This window comes from Gilliamella sp. X-60 (assembly GCF_057063585.1).
In genome coordinates this window covers 41,997-62,905 of the sequence record NZ_JBXSQJ010000006.1, presented here as the reverse complement: position 1 = coordinate 62,905, position 20,909 = coordinate 41,997, and the positions used below count along the sequence as shown (strand labels likewise).

Annotated in this window: 22 protein-coding genes; 9 read left to right on the top strand and 13 right to left on the bottom strand. The window is 36.0% G+C overall.

Features of this window, described 5'->3' with window-relative positions; translation table 11 throughout:
* Window positions 1–367: 367 nt before the first annotated feature.
* The gene (pgm, locus tag ACYIAM_RS04865) at window positions 368–2,005 is read right to left on the bottom strand and encodes a phosphoglucomutase (alpha-D-glucose-1,6-bisphosphate-dependent) (RefSeq protein ID WP_483747466.1); all 1,638 of its coding nucleotides are present in this window, start codon (window positions 2,003–2,005) and stop codon (window positions 368–370) included.
* A 103-nt stretch (window positions 2,006–2,108) separates the two neighbouring features.
* The gene (locus ACYIAM_RS04860; RefSeq protein WP_174796330.1) at window positions 2,109–2,612 is read right to left on the bottom strand and encodes a replication initiation regulator SeqA; all 504 of its coding nucleotides are present in this window, start codon (window positions 2,610–2,612) and stop codon (window positions 2,109–2,111) included.
* 374 nt (window positions 2,613–2,986) lie between these two features.
* On the opposite strand from ACYIAM_RS04860, the gene ACYIAM_RS04855 reads away from it, so the two are divergent.
* Together ACYIAM_RS04855 and gloA are read left to right on the top strand one after the other, a co-directional pair.
* Window positions 2,987–3,487, top strand: coding sequence for an outer membrane lipoprotein (locus tag ACYIAM_RS04855; RefSeq protein ID WP_174796392.1), 501 nt, complete (start codon window positions 2,987–2,989; stop codon window positions 3,485–3,487).
* Between the two features lie 227 nt (window positions 3,488–3,714).
* Entirely contained in the window at window positions 3,715–4,122 is a 408-nt protein-coding gene (gene gloA, locus ACYIAM_RS04850; RefSeq protein ID WP_174796332.1) for a lactoylglutathione lyase, read from the top strand.
* Between the two features lie 48 nt (window positions 4,123–4,170).
* Here the strand turns inward: gloA and gmk are convergent, their stop codons facing one another.
* A complete protein-coding gene (gene gmk, locus ACYIAM_RS04845) occupies window positions 4,171–4,803 on the bottom strand; it encodes a guanylate kinase (RefSeq protein WP_174796333.1) in 633 nt (210 codons plus the stop codon).
* 228 nt (window positions 4,804–5,031) lie between these two features.
* Here gmk and ACYIAM_RS04840 point away from each other — a divergent pair, with 228 nt between their 5' ends.
* Together ACYIAM_RS04840 and ACYIAM_RS04835 are read left to right on the top strand one after the other, a co-directional pair.
* The gene (locus ACYIAM_RS04840) at window positions 5,032–5,727 is read left to right on the top strand and encodes an AzlC family ABC transporter permease (RefSeq protein ID WP_483747465.1); all 696 of its coding nucleotides are present in this window, start codon (window positions 5,032–5,034) and stop codon (window positions 5,725–5,727) included.
* Window positions 5,724–6,047, top strand: coding sequence for an AzlD domain-containing protein (locus tag ACYIAM_RS04835; protein ID WP_174796335.1), 324 nt, complete (start codon window positions 5,724–5,726; stop codon window positions 6,045–6,047). The genes ACYIAM_RS04840 and ACYIAM_RS04835 overlap by 4 nt, the downstream gene beginning before the upstream one ends.
* Window positions 6,048–6,126: 79 nt before the next feature.
* Here ACYIAM_RS04835 and ACYIAM_RS04830 read toward each other — a convergent pair whose 3' ends face one another.
* The 8 genes from ACYIAM_RS04830 to ACYIAM_RS04795 all read right to left on the bottom strand — a co-directional run bounded on the left by ACYIAM_RS04830 (window position 6,127) and on the right by ACYIAM_RS04795 (window position 14,665).
* Window positions 6,127–7,026, bottom strand: a complete 900-nt coding sequence (locus ACYIAM_RS04830) for a heme biosynthesis HemY N-terminal domain-containing protein (RefSeq protein WP_174796336.1) — start codon at window positions 7,024–7,026, stop codon at window positions 6,127–6,129.
* Window positions 7,027–7,036: 10 nt separating this feature from the next.
* Window positions 7,037–8,506, bottom strand: coding sequence for a uroporphyrinogen-III C-methyltransferase (locus ACYIAM_RS04825; RefSeq protein WP_483747464.1), 1,470 nt, complete (start codon window positions 8,504–8,506; stop codon window positions 7,037–7,039).
* A 242-nt stretch (window positions 8,507–8,748) separates the two neighbouring features.
* Window positions 8,749–9,477 (bottom strand): uroporphyrinogen-III synthase, encoded by a 729-nt coding sequence (locus tag ACYIAM_RS04820; protein ID WP_483747463.1) that lies wholly within the window; start codon window positions 9,475–9,477, stop codon window positions 8,749–8,751.
* Window positions 9,474–10,394, bottom strand: coding sequence for a hydroxymethylbilane synthase (gene hemC / locus ACYIAM_RS04815; protein ID WP_483747462.1), 921 nt, complete (start codon window positions 10,392–10,394; stop codon window positions 9,474–9,476). Before hemC ends, ACYIAM_RS04820 begins: the two co-directional genes overlap by 4 nt.
* Before the next feature lie 122 nt (window positions 10,395–10,516).
* Window positions 10,517–11,884: an adenylosuccinate lyase gene (purB, locus tag ACYIAM_RS04810; protein ID WP_483747461.1), complete on the bottom strand. Its 1,368-nt coding sequence runs from the start codon at window positions 11,882–11,884 to the stop codon at window positions 10,517–10,519.
* Window positions 11,885–11,931: 47 nt separating this feature from the next.
* Window positions 11,932–12,579 carry a high frequency lysogenization protein HflD gene (hflD, locus tag ACYIAM_RS04805; RefSeq protein ID WP_174796341.1) on the bottom strand — a complete coding sequence of 216 codons (648 nt, stop codon included), beginning with the start codon at window positions 12,577–12,579 and terminating at the stop codon, window positions 11,932–11,934.
* A 1-nt stretch (window position 12,580) separates the two neighbouring features.
* Window positions 12,581–13,699, bottom strand: a complete 1,119-nt coding sequence (gene mnmA, locus ACYIAM_RS04800) for a tRNA 2-thiouridine(34) synthase MnmA (RefSeq protein WP_174796342.1) — start codon at window positions 13,697–13,699, stop codon at window positions 12,581–12,583.
* A 276-nt stretch (window positions 13,700–13,975) separates the two neighbouring features.
* Window positions 13,976–14,665 carry a LexA family transcriptional regulator gene (locus tag ACYIAM_RS04795; protein ID WP_483747460.1) on the bottom strand — a complete coding sequence of 230 codons (690 nt, stop codon included), beginning with the start codon at window positions 14,663–14,665 and terminating at the stop codon, window positions 13,976–13,978.
* A gap of 151 nt (window positions 14,666–14,816) precedes the next feature.
* Here ACYIAM_RS04795 and ACYIAM_RS04790 point away from each other — a divergent pair, with 151 nt between their 5' ends.
* A complete protein-coding gene (locus ACYIAM_RS04790) occupies window positions 14,817–15,053 on the top strand; it encodes a helix-turn-helix domain-containing protein (RefSeq protein WP_065637466.1) in 237 nt (78 codons plus the stop codon).
* A gap of 53 nt (window positions 15,054–15,106) precedes the next feature.
* On the opposite strand, the gene tpiA is transcribed toward ACYIAM_RS04790, so the two are convergent.
* Window positions 15,107–15,871: a triose-phosphate isomerase gene (gene tpiA, locus ACYIAM_RS04785; protein WP_483747459.1), complete on the bottom strand. Its 765-nt coding sequence runs from the start codon at window positions 15,869–15,871 to the stop codon at window positions 15,107–15,109.
* A gap of 100 nt (window positions 15,872–15,971) precedes the next feature.
* On the opposite strand from tpiA, the gene zapB reads away from it, so the two are divergent.
* The 4 genes from zapB (at window position 15,972) to ACYIAM_RS04765 (ending at window position 19,444) form a co-directional block, all read left to right on the top strand.
* Window positions 15,972–16,217, top strand: a complete 246-nt coding sequence (gene zapB / locus ACYIAM_RS04780) for a cell division protein ZapB (RefSeq protein ID WP_160431283.1) — start codon at window positions 15,972–15,974, stop codon at window positions 16,215–16,217.
* A gap of 78 nt (window positions 16,218–16,295) precedes the next feature.
* On the top strand, window positions 16,296–17,603 hold the full coding sequence (locus ACYIAM_RS04775; RefSeq protein ID WP_483747458.1) for a DUF2868 domain-containing protein: 1,308 nt from the start codon (window positions 16,296–16,298) through the stop codon (window positions 17,601–17,603).
* 1 nt (window position 17,604) lies between these two features.
* The gene (locus tag ACYIAM_RS04770; RefSeq protein WP_483747457.1) at window positions 17,605–18,963 is read left to right on the top strand and encodes a DUF3482 domain-containing protein; all 1,359 of its coding nucleotides are present in this window, start codon (window positions 17,605–17,607) and stop codon (window positions 18,961–18,963) included.
* On the top strand, window positions 18,911–19,444 hold the full coding sequence (locus ACYIAM_RS04765; RefSeq protein WP_174796347.1) for a C40 family peptidase: 534 nt from the start codon (window positions 18,911–18,913) through the stop codon (window positions 19,442–19,444). The genes ACYIAM_RS04770 and ACYIAM_RS04765 overlap by 53 nt, the downstream gene beginning before the upstream one ends.
* Before the next feature lie 79 nt (window positions 19,445–19,523).
* On the opposite strand, the gene ACYIAM_RS04760 is transcribed toward ACYIAM_RS04765, so the two are convergent.
* On the bottom strand, window positions 19,524–20,708 hold the full coding sequence (locus ACYIAM_RS04760; RefSeq protein ID WP_483747456.1) for a pyridoxal phosphate-dependent aminotransferase: 1,185 nt from the start codon (window positions 20,706–20,708) through the stop codon (window positions 19,524–19,526).
* Between the last annotated feature and the right edge of the window lie 201 nt (window positions 20,709–20,909).

The window sequence follows — 20,909 nt, the reverse complement described above, 5'->3', positions numbered from 1 at the left end:
TTTAATCAAAATATAAACCCCCCAAAAATGTTCCGTAGTATGTTGATTTTATTAAGAAACATTGAATTAAAGCTTAAATAAAATCAAAGCTATACCTGAATGGTTTTTATACAAAAATACAATAATTTTTACAATACCGAAAGGTGCGAATATGGTTGTTTTATTTTTGCGTCGGGATGTATCAACAATAAAGCAAGATTAGCACATTAAGCAAGGCTGTTTAGTAAGGGAGTTGAGGGATTTCGCAAATTTCCAACCCAGAATTTGACACTAATGTTATTTATTTCATCTAATAGATAAAATATCCAAAAACCAATTTAACCAACTTTAATAAAAAAATAGCAACCATACGGCTGCTATTTTGCGATTATTTAATTACTTTAGCTACAATTTCTTGTGCTTCTTGCTGTAGTGTATTTAAATGCTGGTTGCTTATAAAGCTTTCTGCATAAATTTTATAGGCATCTTCTGTGCCTGAAGGGCGAGCGGCAAACCAGCCGTTTTCAGTGATCACTTTTAGCCCTCCAATTGGTGCATTATTTGCTGGTGCGGTGGTTAGGCATTGGGCGATGTTTTCGCCTGCGAGCTTGTCGGTAGTTAATTGGCTGGCATCTAGTTTGGCTAGTTTTTGTTTTTCACTAAACGATGCGGGTGCTTGGATTCGTCCGTAATAAGAAACACCAAATTTAGCTTCGAGTTCTTGATACTGTTCTTGTGGGTTTTTACCTAGTTTCGCGGTCATTTCGGCAGCAAGTAGGCATAAAATAATACCGTCTTTATCTGTTGTCCAAACTTTGCCATTGGATCTTAAAAACGATGCGCCTGCGCTTTCTTCGCCTGCAAAGCCGAGTTTGCCTTGATAAAGTCCATCAGCATACCATTTAAAACCAACTGGGTATTCTAAGTACTGTTTGTTTAAGCTATTTGCCACACGGTCAATCATTGAGCTTGTGACAAGTGTTTTACCAATGGCGATATTTTTATGCCATTGTGGGCGGTTTTGGAACAAGTAATTAACACAGGTTGAAAGGTAGGCATTTGGATTCATTAACCCTTTAGGCGTCACAATGCCGTGACGGTCAAAGTCGGTGTCATTGCCAAAGGCTAGGTCAAATTGGTCTTTTAATGTTAATAACCCTGCCATAGCCCAACGACTTGAGCAGTCCATGCGAATGACCTCGTCATGATCTAAATGCATAAAGCTAAAGGTTGGATCGATTTTATTATTGACAATATTGAGGTTAATACCATATTTTTCAGCAATTCGTGGCCAATAAGTAATGCCTGCACCACCAAGTGGATCAACGCCAATTTTAAGTGATGATGATTTGATAAGCGATAGATCTAAAATATTTTCAAGGTCATTAATATAGTCGGTTTCGTATTCTTTAGTGTGGATATAATTTGAATTTATAGCTTTATCTAAGGTAATACGTTTTACGCCATTGAGTTTGTTTTTTAGTAGTTCGTTAGCACGGTTTTCTATTTGTTTGGTGATGTCGGTATCCGCAGGTCCGCCATTGATTGGATTATATTTTATGCCACCATCTTCAGGTGGATTATGCGATGGGGTAATGACAATGCCGTCTGCCAGTTGCGATTGTTTACCTTCATTATAGGTTAAAATAGCATGTGAAATGACAGGCGTTGGCGTATAGCCCCAATCACGCGCTATAACCACCGTTTGTTGGTTAGCAGCAAACACTTCAAGTACTGATTTTAATGCGAGTTCTGACAAGGCATGGGTATCTTGACCAATAAAACATGGGCCTGTGATGGCGTTGGCTTTGCGGTATTCGGCAATGGCTTGGGCAATGGCTAATATATGTACTTCATTAAATGTACCTTTGTTAGCACTGCCGCGATGACCAGATGTACCAAAAATAACTAATTGGCTAGCATCATCTGTATCAGGTTGGATTTGGTAATAGTCATTTCGTAATGTTTCAACGTTAATAAGATCCGATGGTTGAGCTAACAATCCTGCGCGGCTTTGCTGGGCCATTTTTTACTCCTTTTCATAAAATAAGATTTTATAATAGCTAACTACGTGAATTGCTTGAGCTCATATCGCGTTTTTAGCTTTATATTTGCTTTTCAGTATTCTGTTAAGGTAAAAAAGCGTTGGTGACTTGGTGTATCATAGTTTCAGATATTCCCATATCACTCATTATTGATTCAATAATATACAGCTTTCTGGCCGTATTAGTATTGCTAATCACCCAATAAGGTGTGCCAATGATTTCGCGGGGTTTAGTGTTTTTGCCCGATTTTTCGAGTAATTGTTTATCTTTGGCTAAATATTGTCGCTTACTACCATGTAATGATGTGGCAGCAATAGCAAAAAGTGCAGGGTTATAGTTATACAGTGCACTAAGTAATAATATAAAGCGACTTATTATCGATTTTTCGCTTGTGAATGTGTCGCTAGTTAATAAGTCATTAAAAAGAGGATAATGATTTTCCTTTTGTGCGATAGTATGTTGTTTTGCCAACGTAGGTTGGTTTATGTTCAATAAACGTCGTAATATACTTGATGCATCTTCGCCAATGTGTTTGGTTTGGCCTGCAATAAATTGGTATAGTTCTTCGTCGATTTCGATAGTTTTCATTATGTTACATATGCCTATTAGATTATTTTACGGGACATTTTAAAGCCGGAATCTTGTCAAAATGTGTACCATTAGCCGGTTTGTTATCTAAACAATCATTCGATGGCTGTTCAAAGACAGCACTATCGTTTTTTTTAGGCGATTGATTAGCATCATGGCAGGCAGTTATCATAACCGATAATATTAATTGAAAAAATAACCGTTTCATATATCCAGTGTATGCTTGATAAAATATTGCGCTGAGTATAACTCAACTTAAGTATAAATTGTATTGGCTATTGATAAAATAATGAAAATGATATTGTTGTTTTTATAAAACAATATTATTCTAAACCATGTATAACAAATTTATATGAATATTATATGAGGAATCAATTATGAAAAAAATCGTCACATTAACTATTTTAGCTGCAATTTTATCTGGATGTAGCAATAGTGATCTTTACTCCGGCGATGTTTATACTGCAGATCAAGCAAAACAAGTTCAACAAGTGAGTTATGGTACAGTTGTTTCAGTACGCCAGGTTAAAATTCAAGCTAATGCGTCAAATGGTAAGAGCGAAAATATAGCAGGTAGTATAGGTGGTGCTGTGTTAGGTGGCGTTTTAGGTAATACTATTGGCGATGGTTCAGGACGAGTATTAGCTGCTGCTACTGGTGCTATTGGTGGTGCAATTTTAGGGGATGCAATTCAAAATAAAGCTAGCCAAGCTAGTGGTGTTGAGTTAGAAATCAAGCAAGAAAATGGTTCAAATATAGTTATTGTCCAAAAGGGTTCGGTTAACGAGTTCTACGCTGGGCAACATGTTCGTTTAGTGACTAACGGTAAGCAAATTAGCGCATCACCACGTTATAATAGCAGTCCAAAAAAATAATAGTTAATTTTTATCTTAAGCTGTGGGCATATTGTCCTTAGCTAACAGTCACTTTCGCTCATCTTGATGGTGAGCGAAATACCTCACCTATCAACTAACTTGATTCAATTGTCATTGTTGTTTGCATTTTGTCCATAATCACTCAATATTCAACAAAAATTTGCCTGTCTGAATACTAACGTATAAACTTAAATAAATTCTTAATCGTTATAAGGGACAATAAATCAATGCGTATATTACATACTATGATCCGAGTTGGCGATCTTCAGCGTTCAATTGATTTTTATACTCGTGTAATGGGAATGCGAGTGTTAAGAACTAGCGAAAACACGCAATACAAATATTCATTAGCCTTTGTGGGATATGGGGATGAAACAACCAGCTCAGTTATCGAGTTAACTTACAATTGGGGTACTGACAAATACGATCATGGTTCAGCATTTGGGCATATCGCTATTGGTGTTGATGATGTTGCAAAAATGTGCAATGACGTAAAACAAGCTGGAGGCAAAGTAACACGTGAAGCAGGACCAGTAAAAGGGGGGAAAACCATTATCGCTTTTGTTGAAGATCCTGATGGATATAAGCTAGAGTTGATTCAAAACGATCAGGCCGATAAAGCATTAGGTCATTAAGTTATCCTATTCATAATATCGCCGAGCACTCGGCGATTATTTTGCACCTTAATTAAAATTATTCCCTAACAAATCTGCTAATAATTGCTTATTGATGATAGTTTGTTTTGGTTGTTCTAGGCTGGCAGCGGTAATTATCACACTCAAAGCGTGTAATGAGGTATCAAAATCGTCATTAATAATGACATAGTCATATTCGTTATAGTGCGAAATTTCGGCTTGTGCTTTTTGCATCCGTTTGGCAATCACACTACTGTCATCTTGACCGCGTTTAACTAGGCGATTTTCAAGTTCTTTTAGCGAAGGTGGTAAGATAAATATGCTTTTTGCTTGAGGCATTTTTTTGCGTACTTGCTGTGCTCCTTGCCAATCAATATCTAAAAAGACATTAATCCCTTGCAATAGGCTTTGTTCGATTTCGGCTTTTGATGTGCCGTAATAGTGGTCAAATACGTTAGCATATTCGACAAATGCCTGCTGTTCAATTAAGGATTCAAAGTCTTTGTGATCTACAAAATAATAATGTTCGCCATGCGCTTCGCCAGGGCGAGGATTGCGCGTAGTATGCGAAATGGACACTTTGGCTTGATGATGGTTTTTTTGGGATAAGTAAGCTCGAATAAGACTTGATTTACCTGCACCACTTGGCGCAGAGATGATAAATAGAGTTCCTGTATACATAGATATGTTTGCCACGTTAATTGCTATAAAGTTATTTTTGTTATCATTGATATTAGTCAAGCGATATTATAGCAAAATTTGGTAATATATTGTTGTTTATTGTGAGTTAAGTTATTTAATTTAGTGCATAAGTTTTAGTAAATAATAGACTCGAACAGTACGCTTTATTACATATTTGCAATATAAACAACGTTAATTTATAGAATATTGTATCACCAAGGAATTCTTATGTCTTTGACCTTTAAAGATGGTGTTTATGCCTGTGTTCCAACTTTACTTGGCTATATTGGTATCGGTATCGCCGCCGGTGTGGTGGGTAAATCAGCTCATCTATCGGTATTAGAAGTGACATTATTAGCCGTCATTGTTTATGCGGGTGCTGCACAATTTATTATTGCTGGATTAATGATGGTGGCGACACCCATTTCAGCTGTTATTTTTACGATTTTTTTGGTTAATTCACGTCATTTTTTAATGAGCATGGCAACTGCCCCAGCTTTTCGAAAATTCTCTTTATTCAATAATATTGGTATTGGTAGCTTATTGACTGACGAAAGTTTTGCTGTGGCAATGAATGCAATTACCAATAAAGTGCCTGTTAATGCTGCTTGGATGCATAGGCTTAATTTAACTGCTTATCTTACTTGGATTGTATCTTGTTTGCTGGGTGCTTTAATTGGTGAGTGGTTACCAGACCCAACTCAATTTGGCTTAGATTATGCTTTAGTGGCTATGTTTGTTGGTTTGCTTTATTTACAATTGATTGGTGATAAAAGCAAAAGTCTTAAAAACCGACTTTTAGCCATGTTAACCGTTGCTGTTATGTTGATTTTGTTAATGCGCTTTGTATCACCTGAAATGGCAATTTTAATCAGCACTTTTTGTGGTTGCTTTATGGGAATAGCAATGGAGCGTGATACATGACAATTTATAGTTTATTTATCATTTTAGGTTGTGGACTCGTAACATGGTTGCCAAGAGTCATGCCATTTATGTTAGTTCGAAAGTTTCAGTTACCTGATATTATCATTCGTTTTTTGTCGTACGTGCCTTTATGTATTTTAACTGCGCTATTTGTACAAAACCTATTTGTGGCAAAACAAGGGCAGTTTCCAGATTTTAATGTGGAATACTGTTTAGCAACAATTCCAACCGCAGTTGTTGCCTTTTTAACTAAGAACTTGATGTGCATTGTAGTTGCTGGTGTGTCCTTTATGGCGTTAATTCGTTATTTTATGGTTTGATTGAGCAATAACTGATTTTTAATGTTGTTTTGGCAAATTGTTATGTTGAGCAGGAGCAAAAACAGGGCAAATGCCCTGTTTATGTTCTTTCTTTTGCCTCAAGTTTGCTAATCGATTTTGATAGCTTTTTAGCTTCACTATCTTGTCCCAGTTGTTGAAGATAGTTGGCCATTGCTTTTTGATAAGTAATATTATTCAAAATAGCCCTTGGTTGTGAATTCCACCATTTTACGAGTGTTTGTTCATCACCGTTAGTCGCTAATTGCTCGATTCGACCAATATAAGCTGTTTGTTTAAACTGATCTAATTGGGATTCGCTATACACTTTAGCTTTGTACATTGCAGGCAATAGGTCAATAATTGCTTGGTAGTCACTTATTTCATAATAAAGTTGATTTGCCAATTTAAGTACTTCAACATGACGAGGTTTTTCGTTTAGTAACTGATCTAACGTTATTCGAGCAGCAGTGTATTCACGGTTTTTTAGTTGCAATCGAATTTGTACTAATTGGAAGGCAAATAACGCTTTAGGTTGACAATTTCTAGCGGCTTGTTCAAGTGATTGATTGGCCTTAATGAATTCATTATTATCGATTTGGGTTTGTGCGGCAAGCAAATACGATAAGGTGGTATTTTTTGCCCCTTTAGCACTTTTGAGAAAGAGTTTAGCCGCTTGTTGATAATCACCCTCTAGCAATAACATTTGCGCTTGTTCTATGCGTTTTATCGATTTTTGAGGTGACTTTAAGCGTAACCAATTGCCTAACGCCGTTTTGGAGTTAAATATTTTGTTAAAAAAACAATAAATTAAATAAAGACACAGCAGGCCAATTAATTCGAGAATGATAAATGAATAAAATGACATACTGACACGATACCTAGCAAATTCAAATACCGCTGAGCCTTGGTGTCCTTGCAATAATGGTCCCAAAAAGAATCCGCCCACTAACACTAAGAAAATAATTAGTATTTTTATCATTATTATTCTCCTATTTTGTCAACGTCGAACGAACACGGGTTTGCATTAGTTTTTCAAGCTCGCCAATGCTAGTTAGGTTGTCTGGTACGTTTTGATTGCTGATGGATTGATTTTGCAAATTATCAAGCTCATCAATGAAGGCTTTTACGCTTGGTGCATTTCCATCAAAATAAGCATTCCCCCAAATTGCAGCATCATTAAGCGCACGTTGATAAATGAGATCTTGATGTCTTGGCACTGCTTGTGCGGCAATCAGTAGTCGGAAGCGAATGTTTTCGCGTAAATAAAGTGACTGTTCTAAACTCAATGGCGCTTTTAATATTTGGCATTTGGCAATTTGTTTTTCATCTTTTTCCGCTTGTTCTAAGCACGCTTTAAAGTTGTTATCTTTATCGTCAAGCTTTTCAATGGTAATAAATTTATCCATAAAGGTTTTGGCACTAGTTAATAAATTACTCGACCAATTATTGACCGATGATGATACATCATTATTAAACTTATCAGTTGCATTGTGCGCTCGGGTTTGCTGATTGCTACCTGCATCTGCCTTTTCTGTTTGAGCGTCATTGGTTTGTGTACTTGTAGTATCTTCGTTATATAAGGTCATGCCAAGATCGATATCTTTATAATTACCCACTAAAGGTAATTCGGTAAGCGATTCAGATAAACCAATGAGTTTCATAATAATGCCATCAGTATCAATAAAACTTACTTGAGCAAGCGAATTGATATCTTTACTAATGGCTTGTCGTGCTGGTAATAGGCTCGGGTCATCAGCTTGGGCTAGGCTTTCGTCGGCACTTTTTAGAAGTAATCGAGCTGATGTGTAATCTTGGTCATTCCAAATTTTTCGGCCTGTTAAATGTACTAAATAATTTGCTTGTGAAATTAGCCAGACATGGTGATCAGTCGTTGACATGGCAGATAAACGTTCGTTAATGCTTTGTAGACTTTGTTCGGCAAGTTTTGAAGTATCATTTATTTGATTACTTAACTGTTGTTGTATTTTTTGCTGATCACTAAGCTCACGATCAACGCGTTGTTCTAACAAATTGAATTGCTGATTTTGTTTATTAACAGCGTCGGTAATGCTATTTTGTAAATCGGTTGTTATACTTTGCTTAGTTGTCTGTTTTAAATTGGCCAGTTCAGTTTGCAAGGTTGAGATGGTCTTTTTTTGTGCCTCAACTTGCTTGTGACCATAATAAAAACCAAAGCCACCTAAACAAGCGGTTAATGCTATAGCTATAATAGAGAGTTTTGAAACAGGCGCTTTGCTTGTATTATCGGCGTGGTTGCTATTATTGGCTTGTGGACGAGCTTTAGATTCCACTGCTGGACTAGATTGTGTATTTTCTTGATTTTTTGTGTCTTCTTTCATAGTCTTATTCGCTTCATTTTGAATGGCTACTGGTTGACTAAATGAAGTTGTGCTTATTGTTGACAGTGTTGCATTAGCACCATAATATCTTGGTGGCATAAATGACCTCATTTAGATTTATTTGAAATTTATATAGGCATTATGACATAGAGTTAATATTGTTTTAAATAAATTTTAATGATTGTCTTAATAAGCAAGTATCATAGACTACTCTTAGGTAGGTTATTACTATCAATTTAAGTAAATTCACCCATCAGTTTTTAATTTCTATCATATGCTTAGCCTTGAACATCATTTTCTTTCAATACTGACCAATAATTTACTTTCCGAATCTATTTAAATTATTCGGTTATACCGTAGTTTACCGTTACAGCCTCAAAAAGTTTTTGATTATTTGCGCTATTGACCAGTAGAATTTTTTGCCATTTGAGTTGTTTGGCTTTTGCAAAGATTCGTTGACTGGTTACAACAAGATTAGCCTGTGTTTTATGTTCAAGATTGCTATATAATTCAAGTTGGATTAAGTGTTCTAGGCTAGTAATAATGATGATTTGCTTTTCAACATTGCTGGATAATATATTTAGTGAGTAGTGGATGGGTTTACGGCGGTAACAGGTTATTGATTTAACCTTGGCTGCTCGACTAGTTAGTTTTTGCGTGAGTAATTGCCGACCTGCATTACCGCATAAAATCAAAATAGTGTGGTGTTGTACAGATTCTTGTTGGAGTTCAGCTAATAACCCTTCGCTATTTTCTATATTGGGATAATTGACTTTAGCAGTGGTAAATTGGTTAAATAATTGTGCTGACTTTTTACCTATCGCATAATAACGCAGGCTAGCTGGTAATATTAGATTGGAAAGGTAAGTGTTAATAACATGTGTTACTTGTGGTGAAACAACGATGACAATGTCGTTGGGTAAAAGTTGATTCAGTTGCTCTTGTAAATTGAGCAGATCATCACCTTGAGAAATATTAAATAATGGCAGATGTTGTGCTGACAGGTTTGTTTGATTAAATAGTTGGGTAAGCTTTTCACCCTCAGGAGAGGGCCTAGTGACATAAATCATCCTCCATTCAATTCCTGTAATATTGCTTTTGCACCTTGTTCTAATAAGCGTTTTGCTAGTTCTTGCCCCAACTTTTCGGCCTCTGATATATCACCTGTTAATGCGGCTTTGATTATTTTAGAACCATCAATGCGCCCAACAAGACCTTGTAATGATAAGATATCATTATTTAATTGGCTATAACAAGCAATAGGCACTTGGCAACCACCCTGTAATGTTTTATTCATTGCTCTTTCTGCTTGGATACAAACTCGGCTATTTTTGTCATCAAGCACTGAAAGAATATTTAATATTTGCTTGTCATCTGTTCGAGTTTCGATACCAATTGCACCTTGTCCGACAGCCGGTAAAATTAAGCTGGTATCAATATACTGTTTAATTCTGTCTTCTAATGCTAGACGTTTTAAACCAACTGAGGCTAAAATAATGGCATCATATTCGTTATTATCAAGCTTAGCTAAGCGAGTACCAACATTGCCTCGAAGATCTTTAATTTGTAAATGGGGGTATTTTGCTCGTAACTGACATTGACGTCGTAAACTTGATGTGCCAATTACCGCTCCATTTGGTAGTTCATCTAGATTTGAATACTTGTTTGAAATAAATGCATCACGTACATCATCTCGCTTGCAAATTGTCGCGAGTGTTAGCCCTTCAGGAAACTCTGCTGGAATGTCTTTTATTGAGTGGACCGCAATATCCGCTTCACTATTTAATATGGCTTGTTCTAGTTGTTTAACAAAAAGACCTTTTCCACCAATTTTTGATAGTGGGCTATCAAGTAATACATCGCCTTGTGTAACTATCGGTATTAGTTCTACAGTTAAATTTTTGTGTGCCAGTAATAGGTTTTGTTTAACAAAATTAGCCTGCCATAATGCTAAGGGGCTTTTTCGAGTTGCAATGCGGATCTTCAATTATATTTTCCTATTTTATACAAATAATGCACTTTTATTGAGTTGGATAAATGTGCTTATCATAGTCGCCTGAAAGATTAGCTTTAATCAAGTTCAGGCTAACTATGAGATTTAAGTCAGTATTATAGTTTATCAACAAAATGGGTTGCATAACCAATATAGTTAGCTGGCGTTAATTGCTTTAATCGTGATTTTTCGTCTTCTGGTAAATCTAATGAATCAATAAATTGTTTCATTCCCTCTGCATCAACACGTTTGCCACGTGTTAATTCTTTCAATTTTTCGTATGGCTTTTCAATACTGTAACGGCGCATGACGGTTTGGATTGGTTCGGCTAATACTTCCCAGTTGCGTTCAAGTTCTTCAAGTAAATAGGCTTCGTTGACTTCAAGCTTGTTTAATCCTTTTAAAGTTGATTGATAAGCAATAATGGCATAACCGATACCCACGCCCAGATTTCGTAAAACAGTAGAGTCGGTCAAATCGCGTTGCCAGCGGGAAATCGGTAATTTGCTGCCTAAATGATTCATGATTGCATTGGCAATCCCTAAGTTGCCTTCAGAATTTTCAAAATCAATTGGGTTAACTTTGTGTGGCATGGTTGAAGATCCTATTTCACCAGCAACAGTTTTTTGTTTAAAGTGATTTAATGAAATATATCCCCAGATATCTCGATCAAAATCGATAACAATGGTATTAAATCGCGCCACACAATCAAAAAATTCGGCAATATAATCATGGGGTTCAATTTGTGTGGTATAAGGATTCCATTTTAACCCTAATGAACTGACAAACTCCTCACTCAGTTGATGCCAATTTACTTGTGGATAAGCCACCATATGCGCGTTGTAATTTCCAGTTGCGCCATTAATTTTACCCAGTATATCAACCGATTGTAGTTGCTTTAATTGGCGTTTTAGGCGATAAGCGACATTGGCAAACTCTTTACCAATAGTTGATGGCGTAGCAGGTTGACCATGTGTTCTTGAAAGCAGCGGTAAATCACGATAGGCTTTGGCTTGTGAGGTGATTTTGTCAATCAGTTTATTCCAATAGGGCAGTAAAACGGTATCTCTGGCTGTTTTTAGCATTAACGCATAAGATAAGTTGTTAATATCTTCTGATGTGCAGGCAAAATGGATAAATTCATTAATGGTGTGTAATTCTTTATTTGTGCTAACTTTTTCTTTTAAAAAATATTCCACTGCTTTGACATCGTGATTCGTAGTTCTTTCAATTTCTTTAATGCGATTTGCATCTTGCTCATTAAATTGATCTACAATTTGATTAAGATGATTGATGGCTGATTGACTTAACGCTGGAACTTCTAAAATATCTGCTTGTGAGGCTAACTTTTGTAACCAACAAACCTCGACCTGGACGCGGTATTTTAATAAACCATATTCGCTAAAAATAGAGCGTAACTCTGTTGTTTTGTCGCCATAACGTCCATCAATTGGTGAAAGGGCAGTAAGTGCAGATAATTCCATCGGTTTAACTCCGTTGCTATTTTGAAATATCAATTATAAAGTGTAAATTAGTTTGCGCGATTAATTTGGTCTAATAGTTGCTGTGCAGCATTACAAATACGTTTACGGCAAAAAATAAACTGAAAGCGACTACCGCCAACTTGATACCATAAAATGGCCGATCGAACACACCCCAAAAGTGCCGTTCTTACTTCAGCTTGTACTGTCGAGTTTTGTAAAAATTCGACTTTGCCAATAACTTTGATTTTCGTTGATATTGGGCTGATAATATCTGAATAAATTCCCGCTAATGAGTAAGATAGATCATTAACATGAGCGCTGACAGTTTCATCATTCATCTCTAAATAAAGTCCTGCGATGCGTTTTAATCGCTGGTCTATCTTATCTAATGCGTCATTATTTTTTAATAATTTGCTTGTAATACTAAGCGTGCCAAACAGGTAACGAATTATTTGCATTTGTTCTTTTTGACCAGACGATAATAGTTGTATTAGCGTTTGTAATCCTGTTTTGATATTTTCAATACCATCATAAACATCGGCCGTTGTTGTTGGCGAGGTTTTAAATACACTTTTTATTGTTTGTTCATAAAGCATGGTACTGCAAGCGCCTGTGTTAGCTAGTTGGGGCACTAATATGGCACTTTGTGCAACACCAGCAAGAGCGATAGCAATATGATGATATTTATTATTCACTTTAGTACTCCTTATTGCTTTTAATTCTTTCTTCTATAATACCACCACCAAGGCAGACTTCATCCTTATAAAAGACGGCAGATTGGCCCGGTGTAACAGCTGCAACAGAATTATCAAACATAACTTTGATTTTGTCATCGCCTAATGGGATAACTTGGCAAGCGATATCTTGTTGGCGATAGCGCGTTTTTACGGTACAACTAAATGGTTTGGTCACTACTTTACGGTCCACCCAATGGAGTTGCTGAGCAATCAATCCATCAGAAAATAGCGCGGGATGATCATGACCTTGTGCCACAATCAGTTCGTTATTGGTAAGATCTTTGTCAACTACGTACCATGGTGTGTCATCGGCTTGTTTTAAGCCACCAATACCTAGCCCTTTGCGTTGCCCTAATGTGTGATACATCAGACCTTGATGTTGACCGATGACTTTGCCATCAACAGTGCGAATATTACCTGATTGCGCTGGTAAATATCGCGCTAAAAAGTCACTAAATTTGCGTTCACCAATAAAACAGATGCCCGTTGAGTCTTTTTTAGCTGCGGTAGCTAAGCCAAGCTGTTGTGCAATTCTACGCACCTCTGGTTTTTCTAGTTCACCAACCGGAAACAAGCTTTGACTCACTTGTGCTTCACTTAAGGTATAAAGAAAGTAACTCTGATCTTTGTTAGTATCGATGCCACGTAATAATTCAACCTTGTCGCCTATTTGACGTTTACGGACATAATGCCCTGTGGCAATAAAGTCAGCTGCAAGATCTTCTGCTGCATATTCTAAAAAAGCTTTAAATTTAATTTCTTTATTACATAAAATATCAGGGTTTGGCGTTCGACCTGCTTTATATTCAGATAGAAAATGTTCAAATACATTATCCCAATATTCAGCTGCAAAATTTATAGTATGTAATTTAATATTCAATTTATCACACACTGCTTGCGCATCCGCTAAGTCTATAGCGGCTGAACAATATTCTTCTGTGTCGTCTTCTTCCCAATTTTTCATAAATAATCCAACAACTTCATATCCTTGTTGTTGTAATAAATAAGCCGAGACAGAAGAATCCACGCCACCAGACATACCGACAACGACTTTTTTTTGAGTTTTTATATTTGGCATAATGATTGTATTAATAGGTAAAATTAATAAAAAATTTGGAGTTAATTTTAGCATAACTACGGAAAAAAGCATAAAGTTATGCGGATAGCGATCGCTGTATTGATTTTTTATTTAAATTAACTTTACATTAAATTTATACTAAAACGCATAGTTTCCTGAAACTTTTTTACATTTTTTTAGTTTTGATTTTCGTGTAAAAAAACGAATTTTCGCAAGTTAAAACAGCTTTATCAGTCAAAACTGATAAAGCTGTTATTATTAAAGGTGAAATGGGGCTTAGTTAAGATCTTTTAAAAGATAAATAACAAGTCCAATAATTTTAAAGTTTTGTGATTCATTCTTCTCACCAATAATAGCTGGGTACTTAGGATTATCACAAAGTAATACCAAATTAACACCTTGATTTTGAATTCGTTTAATACAGATTTGATCTTCATATTCAACAGCATACAAATAGCCATCAATCGGTTTGTGATGGGCTTTATTGATAATTAGGATATCATGATTTGATATCGTGGGTTCCATGCTGTCGCCTTTTGCCCAAACCGCAGTTAAGTCTTCGTGATTGCAACCTAGATGTTTTATTAAGGTAATTTCGAACGGAATGGATTCTATTTGGGAATAAGATTTACTTGTTTCGTTCAATTGATGAAATGGAATATAAACTGAATTCCGGCCTCCAGATTCAGATAATAAGCGGCATTCTCCTTTGCCTGTCACTAACCACTCAATAGGTACATCACATTTTTGGGCAATAATGGCCAGTCTATTTAAGGCCGGATAGGTTTTGCCAGATAAGTAATCACGTATTACCGCTTCTGACATTCCGACTTTTTTGGCGAAAGCATTTCCTGATGCACCTTCTAATACTAAGTTTAATCTATCCCTAAAATGAATTACCCCTGTCTCGGTTAATATGCGCGTTTTTTCAAATTCACCTTGTTTTTTTACATTGTTTTTAGTCATTTTTTATTCCGTTACTTGTATTCTTTTTGCTTTTGTTATTTTAATTCGTTTTTTTATGTGATATCCTTTGCTAGTGATTTCTTATATTTTAAGTATTGTAATACCGATAATCTTTACAATAGCAAGAGTTTAACTAATAGAGGATCTCATAATGAGAGAACAAGATCAAGACTGGACTCCATCTAGAGTCGTAGGTGAAATTAAAATCAGAGGCGGAAATTTAAGGGCATTATCGAGAGCCAGCGGCTTGCAGGCGGATACGTTGAGAAACGCATTGTATCGACATTGCCCTAAGTATGAGCGAATAATTTCTGATTATTTGCAAGTTCCTGCTGAGAAAATTTGGCCATCACGCTATCAGCCAAAAGCTAAAATTGAAATTAACTAGGAAAATGAAAAGACGCTAATAAGCGTCTTTTTATTATTGGCTATGTTTGTGATTTATTTTTTAGCTTGTTCAGCAGCTTTAACGATTGCGGCAAAAGCATCGGCTTTTAATGATGCTCCACCAACTAATGCGCCATCAATATCTGGCTGAGTAAATAGTTCGGCTGCATTTTTATCATTAACAGAACCACCATATTGAATGATCACTTGTTGTGCTACCTTTGCATCTTGTTTGGCAATATGATCGCGAATAAATTTGTGGACTGCTTGCGCCTGTGCTGGGGTTGCAGATTTACCAGTTCCAATAGCCCAAACTGGTTCATAAGCAATAATAGCACCGTTAAATGCTTGAACGCCAAGCGCTTTAATAACTGCATCAATTTGACGTGCGCAAACTGCTTGTGTTTGACCTGCTTCGTTTTCGGCTTCGGTTTCACCAATACATAATACAGGCACTAAACCCGCCTCTTTAATTACACCAAACTTTTTAGCAATAAATTCATCAGATTCTTTGTGATAAGTGCGACGTTCAGAATGACCAATGATAATGTGAGTTACGCCAACTTCTTTGAGCATATTGACTGATACTTCACCAGTAAAAGCACCCGATAAGTTAACTCCTACATCTTGTGCACCTAAAATAATATTAGACTTATCTAATTGATGTTTGACAAAGTCTAAATAAACAACTGGTGGGGCGATGGCTACATCGCATTGAGTATTGGTTGATAGCTCATTTTTTAGCTCTGCCACTAAGTTTTTTGCCATTTCAATACTACCATTGAGTTTCCAGTTACCCATAACGAGAGGTTTTCGCATAATTTTCTCCAACTTAAGATTTAAAAAGGTGTTGATTTCAGAATGAATTGGTTATAATACTATCTATTATACATCAAATAAATTGAGCTTGAGGAAAAATATGTCATTAGAAATATTAAATCAATTAGAAAGTCGAATCCAACATACAATTAATACTATCACTACATTACAACAAGAGATTGCTACTTTAAAGCAAGGTAATCAAGAGTTGGAGCAACTAATTAATGATAGTTCTGATGAAATGAAAGTGTTACGCGACGAAAACGAAAAACTAAAACAAGATCAGCAAGTATGGCAACAACGTATTCAAACTTTACTAAGCAAGATTGGTGAAATAACACAGTAATTGATTCGATTTTTTTAACGCGACTTAGGTCGCGTTTCTTTTATATTATATTCATCATAATGGCGAAGATTAAATCTAATGCGACAAAAGCTAAAATCACTCTGGCTGACCGAAACCATCCATTTAATTGAAACTGAGTCTGGACGATTTGCCGATCAAGACATTAACCGACAAGTAAGAGCAGAACAAATATCGCTTACAGATCGAATTGTGATGCGAGCAACCATGTTGTCTAAACAAAATGGGCTATATTCGGCGCAAAAAGTACTGCTGCGATCTGTTAAATTCTCTTTTGTGCTATTGTTGTTATTATCGGTGTTTTTGGGGAGCTCTTTAGCATTGGGGGCGTTAAGCCAAAATCCAATCAATTTGTATTGGGCACTTTTTAGCTTATTAGGTGTGCATTTTATTACATTATCTATTTGGTTTGGTTCGTTCTTATTTTTTGCTAATTTTGGTGGCAGTTTATTGATTCATTGTTGGTTATGGTTAGCTAAAAAACTCTCTCAAAAAAAGACAGTCCAGCAACTTATACCTGCGTTTGTTGAGCTGTTTGGATCGCGCATTCGTTGGCTTATCGGTTTTGTGCTTAATCTGTTTTGGACTGTGATCTTAAGCAGTTCGTTATTGGTGTTAGTTGTGCTATTTTCAACCAAGCATTATAGCTTTGAATGGCAAACAACGCTGCTTAGTTCTGATACTGTGATTGCTTTAACTCACTATTTAGGTTACTTACCGTCATTATTTGGTTTTGAAATTCCTAAGGACGAAGTCATAAAGCTAAGCGAACATGCGCTAAGCGCTGGTGAAGTACGTTCATCATGGGCTGTTTGGTTGCTTGGCGTGTTTATTGTCTATGGCTTGGTGGTACGATTTTTATGTATGGTATTTTGTGGTGTTAATTGGTTGGTTAGTTGCCGCCAAATTACGCTAAATACTGCACACCCTGATTATCAGATATTAGCAAATCAATTACAGCCACTGTTTGTTAAGATTGAGGATGCAGATAAATTTGGTAGTACCAGCAATCAATGGTATTTACCAATACATTCAATTGAAAACGGCGAGGGTGCATTTTTGGTTGCCATAGATGTGCAAGAAAGTTGGCATTATCCAGAATCTGTTTCATTTTTAGGTTTTTTAAATACTCGTGAGCAGCGTAGTAAGATTTTAGATTATTTACAATTGACACCAGCCAAAAAACTGTTAATAGCGATTGATACCGATAGATCGCCCGATCGGGGATTATTGAATTTTATTCATCAGTTGATTAATAAATCACAGCAAACTCGTATTTGGTTTATTAATCAAGGCAAACAGTATCATAATTGGCAATTGCTATCTTTTCAGTTAGCTCAACCTGATTGGCTAAGCGAGGACCTTTAATATGTTATCAACGTTAAAATTAGCAGTGGTGGGTCATGCTAATGTTGGCAAAACGTCGTTACTTCGTACTTTGATTCGTAACAGTCATTTTGGTCATGTGTCTGATAGCCCCGGTACTACAAGACATGTTGAATCAATAACATTGCCACTTGAACATAATAAATCGATTGTTTTTTATGATACCCCGGGGTTAGAAGACAGTTTAGCGCTTTATGATTATATTAACCAACTTGTTCCCGCTAATTCAAAACTTGATGGTATTGATAAATTAACATTTTTTTTACAAAGTCCAGAATCCGAAAACGTATTTAATCAAGAAGCTAAAGTTATCAGACAATTGTTAAATAGCGATGCAGCCATTTATGTCATTGATGCACGTGAGCCAGTATTGGCCAAGTATCATGATGAATTAGCTATTTTAGCCAATAGTGATAAACCCATATTAGCCGTTTTAAATTTTATCTCTGATAGCGATCAGAATGAAAAGGAATGGAAAAAGTTACTGTCACGCATTGGGATTCATGCTATCATACGCTTCGATGCTATATTTCCTCCCCTAGATGGTGAGGAGCGTTTATATCATAGCCTTGCTTTACTGGTTGAGCCAGCTAAAGAAATATTAGATAATTGGCTAGATAAAATCGCACAAATTCGCGAATCTCGCAATCAAACCGCAAATCAAATTATTGCTGAAACTCTTGTTGATGTCACGGCCTTTTACGAAATGGCTAAATTAAATGACAATCAAGCAATTACTGATATGCAAAATAAAGTCAGAAAGCGAGAACAAATAGCGATCAACGAATTACTAAAGTTGTATCAATTCGATTCAACTCAAGAGAGTGAAGAAAATTTGCCTTTAATCAAAGGCCGTTATAATGCTGACCTTTTTAATGTTGATGCATTAAAAACGATGGGTATCCATTTGACTAAAGGCTTTGTGTCTGGCGCAACGATAGGTGCAAGTATTGACTTAGCAACCGGAGGAATTTCGCTAGGCTCGGCTGCGTTAATTGGCGCAGCCGTGGGTAGTTTAATGCAAACTGCAAAACATTATGGTGCTAGAATGCGGTATCAGCTTTCTGGTTATAGTAAATTAAGTGTTGATGATGTTATTATTTGTTTTCTTTCTTTGCGATTAATTCGCCTAAAAGAAAGTCTAAATCATCGCAGCCATGCGGACATGAGTCCTGTTAAATTATCTAAATTAGATAAAAGTGAATGGGAAAAGGGAATATTACCTAAAAGCTTAAAGGTAGCAAGACGTTATTCGCATTGGTCGACTTTAAATAAAGGAATAAAAAGAAATGACAAAAAAAGACAATCGACTATTAGGGACGTTGCTGAGCAATTGCATTAATTTACAGCAACTTTTTTTAATAACTACGTTGATCTTTTCTATCCTTATGTTATTTGGTTGTAGTACTAGCCAAGGTCAAGTTGCTGTTAAGAGCAGTAAACCTAGCCCAACTATGTTAGCTAAAATAGAATCTCACTATAAAAAATGGCAAAATACGCCATATCGTTATGGAGGTACAACTTTAGCGGGTAGTGACTGTTCTGCTTTGGTAATGAACTTTTTCAAAAATAAACTTTCAAAAACTTTACCGAGAAGTGCTGCAGAGCAAGCTAAATTAGGTGTCAAGGTGAAGAAGCCTAAAGCAGGCGATTTGGTGTTCTTTAAAACCGGTCGTAGCCGTAGTGGTTTACATGTAGGTATTTACTATGCAGATGGTAAATTTTTGCATGCTTCAACGTCGAAAGGGGTTACCTATTCTAACTTAAATGAAAGCTACTGGAAGAAACATTACTGGATGACACGCCGTTTAACTGGTAGCTAACATTGAGATTTATCTAGTATTTAAATTAAAGCGTTCTTAATTTAATCGATTTAGAGCGCTTTAATTATTAGTTTATGATTTAAATTATCGCTTTATCTCTTAATTCACGCATTACATTTGCGACATACAGCATTTCGCCCGGTGTGCCGAGTGATATACGACACCAATTGGTCGCAGGGGGAAAATCTCGACCGACTAATATAAATTTATGTTTCATTAATTCACGATAATCATTTAACTTGATAGGTACTTTATGAAACATAAAATTAGTTTCTGATTTAAGATAATGTAGTCCCAACTCTGACAATACTTTTTCCATAATCTCGCGTGACACATCAACCACTTTTTTGGAGTAGGTCAAATATTGAGTATCATTTATCGATGCTAACGCAGCACAAACACCACAATAGTTGAGTTTTTCACCTGCTACATACTGTGCTATATTTTTAATGTTTTCATCAGTACTTACAACGTAGCCTACACGTAAGCCAGCCATAGCATGAATTTTAGAAAATGTTTTAAGTAATACAATATTTTCATATCCTTGTGTAATAAATTTGTCTGCTGATTCAAAAGTAGGATCATTAACAAATTCAGCATATGCTTCGTCGAAAATAAAAATGGTGTTTTTAGGCTTACTTGATATCCATGATTCGATCTCATTAATGCCAAACACAGTCGAAGTTGGGTTATTTGGATTAACTAGATAAACAATAGAAAATCCTTGATAATCTTCAACTGCTTTTTTTAAGCCTGTGATATCAATTTTCCAATCGGATAAACATGGAACTTTGGTTATTTTTAAATTAAAAATTTTAGCAAAATGCTCGCCATCACCATAGGTAAGTTCTGGTATAACTAATTGCGTATTAGGTTTAACAAAAGCAGAAATAGTACTACGGATACCTTCTGATGATCCCGCTGTTAAAAGGATTTGCTTTTCATTAACATGGTGATGTTGCGCCAATGCTTTATTTAATAGCGGCATTTCAGCTTTTGCATATCTATTAGCTTTAGGAACAGCATCAATGGCAGCTTGCTTAGCACTTGGTGACATGCCTAGTGTATTTTCGTTAAAGTTAAGTCGAACAGGATTAGTAGCATCTGGCGTGACAACTTTATTCACCATGGGTAGTGAGAATGAGATCGTTTTTTGTATATCTTGTGCATACGCTTTTGCTAGCAGTTGATTAACCGATAATCCGGCTATTGCTGCACTTGAAAATGTGATTAATTTTCTTCTACTGATATTTAAGTTAGACATCATGATTCACCTCATGTTTAATTGATCCTTATTGGGTCAATTATTAATTAAGCAAAAATAATACCAAGTTTTTAATGTTCAATAGAGAGCTTGATTTATGTGGTAATAACGACGAAAAATGAGAGATGATGTTGTTGCTATCAGTACATGTTGATTTGAATATGCACAATATTGGTGCTTTATTGCTCAAGAAAGTGTATA